Annotated in this window: 11 protein-coding genes; 7 read left to right on the top strand and 4 right to left on the bottom strand. The window is 62.7% G+C overall.

The genetic code is table 11. The features are described from left to right. Nucleotides 1-6: 6 nt before the first annotated feature. Both VH499_RS24930 and VH499_RS24935 read right to left on the bottom strand, forming a co-directional pair. A complete protein-coding gene (locus VH499_RS24930; RefSeq protein WP_332055478.1) occupies nucleotides 7-468 on the bottom strand; it encodes a PH domain-containing protein in 462 nt (153 codons plus the stop codon). A 68-nt stretch (nucleotides 469-536) separates the two neighbouring features. Then, complete coding sequence (locus tag VH499_RS24935) at nucleotides 537-1382, bottom strand: polysaccharide deacetylase family protein (protein ID WP_332055479.1); 846 nt, start codon at nucleotides 1380-1382, stop codon at nucleotides 537-539. 173 nt (nucleotides 1383-1555) lie between these two features. Here VH499_RS24935 and VH499_RS24940 point away from each other — a divergent pair, with 173 nt between their 5' ends. Further along, a complete protein-coding gene (locus VH499_RS24940) occupies nucleotides 1556-2272 on the top strand; it encodes a glutathione S-transferase N-terminal domain-containing protein (RefSeq protein ID WP_332055480.1) in 717 nt (238 codons plus the stop codon). 108 nt (nucleotides 2273-2380) lie between these two features. Here the strand turns inward: VH499_RS24940 and VH499_RS24945 are convergent, their stop codons facing one another. Together VH499_RS24945 and VH499_RS24950 are read right to left on the bottom strand one after the other, a co-directional pair. Further along, nucleotides 2381-3376: an ABC transporter substrate-binding protein gene (locus VH499_RS24945; protein ID WP_332055481.1), complete on the bottom strand. Its 996-nt coding sequence runs from the start codon at nucleotides 3374-3376 to the stop codon at nucleotides 2381-2383. A gap of 146 nt (nucleotides 3377-3522) precedes the next feature. Then, nucleotides 3523-4488: a YafY family protein gene (locus VH499_RS24950; protein WP_332055482.1), complete on the bottom strand. Its 966-nt coding sequence runs from the start codon at nucleotides 4486-4488 to the stop codon at nucleotides 3523-3525. 80 nt (nucleotides 4489-4568) lie between these two features. Between VH499_RS24950 and VH499_RS24955 the strand changes: the two genes are divergently transcribed. The 6 genes from VH499_RS24955 to VH499_RS24980 form a co-directional block, all read left to right on the top strand. Beyond that, nucleotides 4569-5051: a DUF1579 domain-containing protein gene (locus VH499_RS24955; protein ID WP_332055483.1), complete on the top strand. Its 483-nt coding sequence runs from the start codon at nucleotides 4569-4571 to the stop codon at nucleotides 5049-5051. Nucleotides 5052-5056: 5 nt separating this feature from the next. After that, the gene (locus tag VH499_RS24960; RefSeq protein ID WP_332055484.1) at nucleotides 5057-5362 is read left to right on the top strand and encodes a hypothetical protein; all 306 of its coding nucleotides are present in this window, start codon (nucleotides 5057-5059) and stop codon (nucleotides 5360-5362) included. 57 nt (nucleotides 5363-5419) lie between these two features. After that, entirely contained in the window at nucleotides 5420-6067 is a 648-nt protein-coding gene (locus VH499_RS24965; protein WP_332055485.1) for a DUF2076 domain-containing protein, read from the top strand. A 30-nt stretch (nucleotides 6068-6097) separates the two neighbouring features. Next, nucleotides 6098-6724 carry a glutathione binding-like protein gene (locus VH499_RS24970; protein ID WP_332055486.1) on the top strand — a complete coding sequence of 209 codons (627 nt, stop codon included), beginning with the start codon at nucleotides 6098-6100 and terminating at the stop codon, nucleotides 6722-6724. Nucleotides 6725-6805: 81 nt separating this feature from the next. Continuing rightward, nucleotides 6806-7324, top strand: coding sequence for a DNA starvation/stationary phase protection protein (locus VH499_RS24975; RefSeq protein ID WP_332055487.1), 519 nt, complete (start codon nucleotides 6806-6808; stop codon nucleotides 7322-7324). A 214-nt stretch (nucleotides 7325-7538) separates the two neighbouring features. Then, nucleotides 7539-8265: outer membrane protein (locus VH499_RS24980; RefSeq protein WP_332055488.1), on the top strand; the 727-nt coding region annotated here is incomplete at its 3' end.

Here is an 8265-nt window from a genome sequence, read left to right on the forward strand (position 1 = left end):
TGCCGGTCAGCGCGCCGTGATGGCGCTGCGCAACTCGAGCGGTGCCGCGACCTGCCTCAGGTTTTCGATCCCTTGTCCGGTGCCGCGCACCCGGATCGTGCCGAATCCCAGGAGTCGGCCGAGAACCGATTGCTCGACATCGATGGTTTCGACCTTGTTCATGTTCATTTCGACGGTGCGCCGGCGCAGGAAGCCGCGCTTGTAGATCACGCGGTAGTTGGTGATGGCCAGCTCGGTAATCCAGCGAACGAACCAGGCATGGAGCAAGGCCACGACGCCCAGCACCAGGGACGCCCAGCCGATGAGCTGAACGAGTCGGCCGAGCTGCGTGGACAGCGTCTCCGCGTAGACGAGGAGAACGATCCCAACCGCCAGCAAAACAAACGCGCGCAAGAAGATGATCCAATGCAATTTGCCGATTGCCTTGATGGTCTCACCCGGCTGTAGGACCGAATTGACATACGACACGGTTCTCTCCTGCGGCGGATTACGCCAATTTGCACTGGTTTGTGACAACGTCCAGATGCTCGCGAGGTTCAATCGCGGACAGCAAACAGCCTCGCAAGCGCCTGATGGTCGGTAAGCCAGGCCCAGTCGGCATAGCGGCGCGCCACGTCGAGCGACTCGATGAACTCGATCGCGCCGAAGGGGCGACCGAAGATGTGGGCATGCACCGTGATGTCGAGGCAGCCGGCTGGCAAGCCAAGCCGTGGCCAGTTGGAGAGGATGCGCTCCAGAATCCGCGTGAAGGCATGCGGTTCATTGCCGTAGCGGACATAGAGCGGCATGTCGTTCACCTCAATAGTGAACGGAACCGCCGTAATCGGACCGGCCGGCGTCTGGTGGCGATAGGGCAGGTCGGAGTCGAAAAAGTCGGCATGCCATTCGAAGCCAGCGTTCGCCAGAAGCGCCGGCGTGCACCTGCTCGGCGTGCAGCGCGGACTCAGCCAGCCATAGGGGCGATGACCGGCGCCTTGTCCGATGGCGTCAACGCAACGGACGAGATCGCGTCTTTCTTGCTCTGCCGTTTGACAGGCGGGAATGATATCCTGGGCCCAGCCGTGCGCGCCCACGATATGCCCCGCATTGGCGATGGCAGCGAGGAGATCCGGATAACGCCGGGCGAGCAGGCCGCTCACGTAGAAGACAGCACGAAGGCCCGTCCTGTCGAGGATATCGAGGAGTCGCCAGGCGCCGACCTTCGGTCCGTACTCGGCCCACGATCGCGCCTGCAGGTCGAGCACGCCGGCCTTGAGTGGATTGCCCATCGGGCCGATGCCGGGAGCGGAATCATCGGTCCAGCCTTCGAGCATGACGCTGACGGAGATCGCGAGGGACTTCTCGGCAGGCCAACCGGCAGGAAGGGTAGCGGGGACCGGCATGAGCCCTCTTGTCGTCGTTGCTCGCAGCCTGAATTTGGCGAAACACAACGGACAAGTCGACTGCCGCAACGCACCTTTTCCTAATGGAGGCGATGAAGCTTCCTCGCTTCGCCCCGGCGGACCGCTCGTCTAGTCTCTGCTAAACCCGAAACCTTTCCTCAGGAGACCCGCCGATGATCGACCTCTACTACTGGCCGACGCCCAATGGCTGGAAGATTTCAATCATGCTCGAGGAGTGCGGCCTGCTGTACAAGGTCGTGCCGGTCAATATCGGCACGGGCGAGCAGTTCAAGCCCGAGTTTCTCAAAATCAGTCCCAACAACCGCATGCCCGCGATCGTCGATCACGAACCGCCGGGTGGCGGCGAGCCCGTCTCGGTGTTCGAGTCCGGCGCCATCCTGCAATATCTTGCCGAGAAGACCGGCAAATTCCTGCCCAGGGACCTTCGTGGCAAGTACGAGGTATTGCAATGGGTGAACTGGCAGATGGGCGGTCTCGGCCCGATGGCGGGCCAAGCCAATCATTTCAACATCTACGCGCCGCAATTCAACGCACCCGAGCATCTGAGCTACGGCCAGACGCGCTACACGAACGAAGTGAACCGCCTGTTCGGCGTTCTCAATAAACGGCTCGGCAACCGCGAGTTCGTGGCTGGCCACCTGTCGATCGCCGACATGGCGATCTGGCCGTGGGTCGTGGGCTTCAAGAACTTCGGCCAGAAGCTGGAGGATTTTCCGCATCTCAAGCGCTGGTTCGAGGAGTCGATGGGCAAGCGTCCGGCGGTGATCAAGGGCAAGGCGGTGGGCGCCGAGTTGCGCGCCAAGCCCGGCATCAATACCGAAGAGCAACGCAAGGTCCTGTTCGGCCAGACCGCCGCGGTCGTTCGCTAGGGTCAGAACCGGTAGGAGTCGTCCGCCGTGTCTGCTTTCCGCCTGATTTCAGATCGGTGGCGTCGACGGGCTTTGTCCGCGATGGGCCCAGAAGCGGTCATAGACCATTCATTCAATCACCTTGTCCGCGATGGCGAGCACGCCGGGTGGAATTGTCAAGCCGAGCGCCTTCGCGGCCTTAAGGTTGATGCTGAATTCGAATTTGATCGGCTGCTCAATTGGAAGATCGGAAACCTTGGCACCCTTTAATATTCGGTCGACGTAGCTAGCGGCGCGCCGAATGACGCGGGAATAGTTCACGTCGTAGGCCATCAAGCCACCGAAGTCGACGACGTCATTCGAAAAGCAGTACATCGCCGGCAATTTGTAGCGAGCCGCAAGTTCCGTCACGCGCTGGCCTTGTGCAACGAATATGCTCTCGGATGTCGTGAGGAGTGCCTCGGCGTGCTCCCTGGCCGCGGCGTCGAATGCGGCCGGAAGGTCATTGGCGGTCCGGATGTCATGGACCTGCAGCGTCAAGCCGAGCGGCTGCGCCGCCTCCTGCATTGCCTTCACCTGCAACGGTGCGATCGGATCGGCGAGATAGGACAGCACGAGCACTTGCGAGATTCCAGGTATGGCGTCCTTCAACAAACCAAGCCGCTTGGTCGCAACCTCGGGAACCATAAGTGACAGGCCGGTGATGTTTCCGCTCGGCCGGGCGAGGTTGCCGACAAGCCCGGTCCGAACCGGGTCCCCGAGCCCGATCATGATGATCGGAATCGTGCGCGTTGCGGCGATCGCAGCCTGTGCACCCGGCGTGGTGCTGACGGCGATGATGTCCGCCTTTAGGCGCAGGCATTCCTCGGCGAGCGCCGGAAATCGCTCCCCGTTGCCCTCCACGGACAGGTAGTCGATAGAGATGGTCTGCCCGTTCGCATAGCCAAGATCACGCAGACCCTCGAAGAACGCACCGAATCGGTTCGAGGTCAGCGTACCGGGATCGAACGTAAGGAAGCACAGCCGCGGGATTTTCTCCGGCACCTGCGCGTGGGCGGCGAGAGCCCAGCCGACCGCTGTGCCCCCTAGCAGCGTGGTAAGCCCACGTCGTCGTACTTCCAGCATCAGGCTTCCTCCCTCCGCCCGTGCCAACGCGGCATAACACAAATAGCGCCCGGGAGCCGATGGAAAAGCGGTCGGGCCGCCGCATGACGAGCCAAGCATAGGACTGGCTGGCCGTGTTCTTGGGGAAGCCCTGATTGCGCGAGACTTCACGATGCATTGAGCCTCGCCATTGCCCGGGCGGCATTGGCGAAGCGGCGGCGCAGCTCTCGCGGCCTCAGTACTTCGACTTCCGTGCCGAGCCGGCACAGATCCAACGCCGCCTGATCCACTGATTCGATCGGAATCTCGACCTGTCTCCAGCCTTCGCGGTCCGGCGGCTGGGCGCTCTCGCGGGCCGCTTCGGCCACCGTGGCGCTCACTTGCTCGAGACGGGCGAGGCCGCGCGGCGAGAGCCGCAGGACCGCTTTCTCCCGGTAAAGACCCACTTCATAGGCGCGCGACGACTCGGTCCAGAAGCGCACCAGGTCGAAATCCTTGGCCCGCGTGAAGCGTTCGCTCGTGACCGCAAGGTCGACGATGTTGGAAATGCGGTAGGTGCGAAGCTGCTGCGAAACCTCGGCCACGAGATACCATGTACCGGCTTTCAGCACGAGCCCGAGCGGCCTTAGCCGACGCGTCACGCGCCGATCGATGCGCTGATAGGCGATCTCGATCACGCTATCGCTCCAGACGGCGCGAGCGATCTCCGGCAAGAGCCGCGCTGCCTCCGCGCTCCGGAACCAGTCCACCGGATCGAGGTGGAAGCGCTGCGCGATCTTCTGGGCACCCGCCCGGTTCCGTTCGGGCAGCGCGGCCGTGAGCTTGAGCTGTGCAGACAGGAGCTGGTCTGCGAGACCCAGCTGCGAGGCAGGACCGGGAAGGCCGGCCACGAACAGCGTCTCGGCTTCGCTCTCGGTCAGCCCGGTGAGCTTGGTGCGAAAGCCGTCGAGCAGTTGGAAACCGCCGCCCGGCCCGCGATCCGCGTAGACCGGCACGTTGGCAGCACTCAGCTGCTCCATGTCGCGATAGATCGTGCGCACCGACACTTCGAACGTTTCGGCCAACGTCTCGGCGGTCAGCCGGCCGCGGGTCTGCAGCATAAGAAGGATGGAAAGGAGACGGCTCGCGCGCACGGCGATGATGTTAGCAAATAATCATGACATAAGATGGCAGGAATAGGGAGCTAAGGATGCGGCACGAAAGGAGAGCCCATATGCTGCAAACCCGCCCCAAGCCCAGCCCCGACTTCGACTTCCTCATGGGGATCTGGAACTGTCGCCACCGCTATCTCGCGCGCCGCCTCAGCGACTGTCATGACTGGATCGAGTTCGACGGCACCTGCGCAGTACGCAAGGTCCTCGACGGCTTCGGCAACATCGACGAGAGCGACATTGCCCTGCCGGGCGACCGCTACCGCGGCATGAGCCTGCGTCTCTACGATTTCGACAGGGACAGATGGACCATCCATTGGTACGACAGCCGGCGTCCGGGTCATGCCGCCGCGCCAGTTGTCGGACGCTTTGCCAAGGGGACCGGGACGTTCTATGGCGACGACGTATGGCAGGGCCGGGCCATCCGCGTGCGCTACGTGTGGTCGCGCGTGACACCTGCGTCGGCACGCTGGGAGCAGGCCTTCTCGCTGGACGAAGGCAACAGTTGGGAAACCAACTGGATCATGGACTTCAAACGGGTATGACCGCCATGTCACCTAAGTTGTTCGCCGTCACCAGCAGCCGCGGCCCACGCTGGAAGGACGACCTCCCCATGGAAGAGCAGGACCACTGGCGCCAGCATGCCGATTTCATGAACGGGCTGGTAGCGGACCGGTTCGTCCTCCTGGGCGGGCCGCTTGTCGGGACGCCCGAAGTCTTGCTGATCGTGCAGGCAAAGGACGAGGCCGAGGTCGAAGCGCGGCTGGCGCGGGATGTTTGGCGGGCGAACGGTCTCCTGCACACGCATCAGATCAGACCATGGTGGTTGCGTCTGGGGACCCTTGGCGACCCTTGACGGTGGATGAACCGGCAACCACGTTGACGGGACTTCCGGGGAGCAGGAGGTGCCGTCATGCAAAGCCAGGAACGCGACCTCATCGAGGGCCTGTTCAACCGTCTCAAGGCCTATGAGGCACAGCCGCGCGACCCCGAGGCCGAGCGGCTGATCGCGAACCTTCTGGCAGGGCAGCCTGGCGCACCCTACCTGCTGACGCAGACAGTGCTGGTACAGGAACATGCGCTGAAGGGAGCCCAGGCGCGCATCGCTGAACTCGAGGCGAAGACAACTGGCCCGGCCCAGCCGGGCTTTCTGGAAGGGGCGCCCAAGATCGGCCCCTGGGGTGCAGCGCCTGCCGCCGCGCCGGCAGCTCCTGCTGTCGGCACGCGGTCGCCCCTACAGTCGGCGGTCGCTCCGCAACCGTCGGCCGGAGGCGGCTTCCTGCGCTCCGCGCTCGCGACGGCGGCCGGCGTCGCCGGCGGCGCGCTGCTGTTCGACGGGATTCGCAACCTGCTTGGCCACAGCGCCAGTCCGTTCGGCATGTTGGACCCGTCTCCTCTGGGTACGCCATCGGCGGTGATGCCGGCCGATCAGGTCTCCTCTGTCGATCTCGCGCAGGACGACGGCTCAGCCGACAACTACGATGCATCCGACAATCCGGACGGCGCTGACGACGACGACTTCGGCAGCGATTCATCCTTCGACGATTCGGAGGACGTTTGAGAATGAAGAAAAAGAAGGAGAGACAGCAGAATGATCGAGCTTCACACGTGGGGCACGCCCAACGGTCGCAAAGCCTCCATCATGCTCGAGGAATGCGGCCTGCCCTATAGCGTGCACAAGGTCGATATCTCCAAGCGCGAGCAATTCAAGCCCGACTTCCTCAAGATCAGCCCCAACAACCGCATTCCTGCAATCGTCGATTCCGATGGTCCCGGCGGCGAGCCGATCAGTCTGTTCGAGTCGGGTGCGATCCTGATCTACCTTGCGGAGAAGACCGGCAAGTTTCTCCCCAACGAGCCGGTCCAGCGCTACCGGACTCTCGAGTGGCTCATGTGGCAGATGGGCGGCGTCGGACCCATGTTTGGACAGGCCCACCATTTTCTGCGCGCTGCGCCGAGCAAGATCGAATACGGCATCAGGCGCTATGTCGATGAAGCGAAAAGGTTGTACGGCGTGCTCGACAAGCAGCTCGCGTCGAACGCCTTCGCCGCAGGAGCGGACTATACGATCGCCGACATCGCGATCTTTCCATGGATTGCGCGGCACGAATGGCACCAGGTCAATCTGGCGGACTTTCCCAATGTGAAGCGCTGGTACGATGTCATAAATGCGCGGCCAGCCGTGACCAAGGGAATGGCGGTTCCCTATCTCAATTGACCGGATTGAAGTTGGACCGTAACGTCCTATTTAGAATAAATCTAAACTGAACTAACGCCACCGAGGAGGGGAGCCCCCGCCATGAGCAAGAACGTCAAAAGCCGCCAGGCCGCCGCCCTGGCCACTCCGACCGACTTGGGCGCCAATGCGACGAAGGACGTTTCGGGCGGGCTCAATATCCTGCTCGCTGACGTCTTTGCCCTGTACTTCAAGACCAAAAACTTCCACTGGCACGTGTCGGGTCCGCATTTCCGCGACTATCACCTGATGCTCGACGAGCAGGCCGACGAGATCTATGCCATGGGCGATCCGATTGCCGAACGCGTGCGAAAGCTCGGCGGCACCACGATCCGCTCTGTCGGCCAGATCGGCAAGCTCCAGCGTGTCCTGGACAACGACGCCGACTATGTCACGCCCGAGGACATGCTGGCCGAGCTGCGGGACGACAATAGGCAGCTAACCGCCAATATGCGCACGCTTCACGAGCTCTGCGACGAACACAATGATGTCGCCACGGCGAGCCTGATCGAGAATTGGATCGACGAAACCGAGAAGCGGACCTGGTTTTTGTTCGAAGCCGGCCGCCGTAGCGGCGGCTGAACCTCTTTTTTGCATATCTTAGGGCCGCGAATCGGCAGCCGTTCACGTTTCGTGGACCAAGGTGTGGCCGCGCTGCAACAGGCGTGGCCGCAATTTGCACGAAATGGCCGTCTTCGTCGCAGCTTTGCAGGAATTCGACTAAACTTGGGCCGTTCGAGACCGCTTCAGCTCCGGTCGAGGTATTTCGAGTTATCTACAAGCAAGGGAGATAGCGATGAAGAAGGCACTTGTGGCGGCTGCCGCGGTTGTGGCGCTTCCCGTCATGGCGCATGCGCAGTCGCCAGTACCTGGGTTCTATGGCGGCGTGGAAGGCGGCGTGAGCTGGCTGCTCAACACGACGATTGCAGGCCAGGGCGTCTATCCGGCCACGGGCTGGGCGGCCGGCGGCAAGTTCGGTTACGACTTCGTGGGCCCCCGCGTCGAAATCGAAGGCGTGTACCACGAGAATCAGACTTCCGGTGGCAATTTCCCGGGCCAGGCAATCCAAGGCAAGATCGGCCAGGCGGCCGTGATGGCCAACATTCTCTACGACTTCAATGCCGGGGGCGTGATCGTTCCGTTCGTCGGCGCCGGTGCGGGCGTCGGCTTCATCGATTCCGACCTGCCGCTGCGCAGCACGCAGTTCGCCTTTCAGGGCATCTTGGGTGTGGGCTGGAACGCCACCCCGAATCTGCGGTTCGATCTCGACGGCCGGTACTTCGGCACGACGAACCCGAACTTCGCCGGCTCGGCCTGGAGCAACAACAGCTTTGCCGTGATGCTCGGCGTCACCTTCAAGTTCGGTGCGCCGGTCGAGGCTGCGCCGCCACCGCCGCCGCCGATGAGTGCGCCGTCGTTCATGGTGTTCTTCGACTGGGATCGCTCGAACCTGTCGGCCCAGGCCCTGAACACGATCAAGCAGGCGGCCGACGCCTACCGGACCAAGGGCAACGCCCGCATCA

This window comes from Reyranella sp. (assembly GCF_036558665.1).
Classification (GTDB): domain Bacteria; phylum Pseudomonadota; class Alphaproteobacteria; order Reyranellales; family Reyranellaceae; genus Reyranella.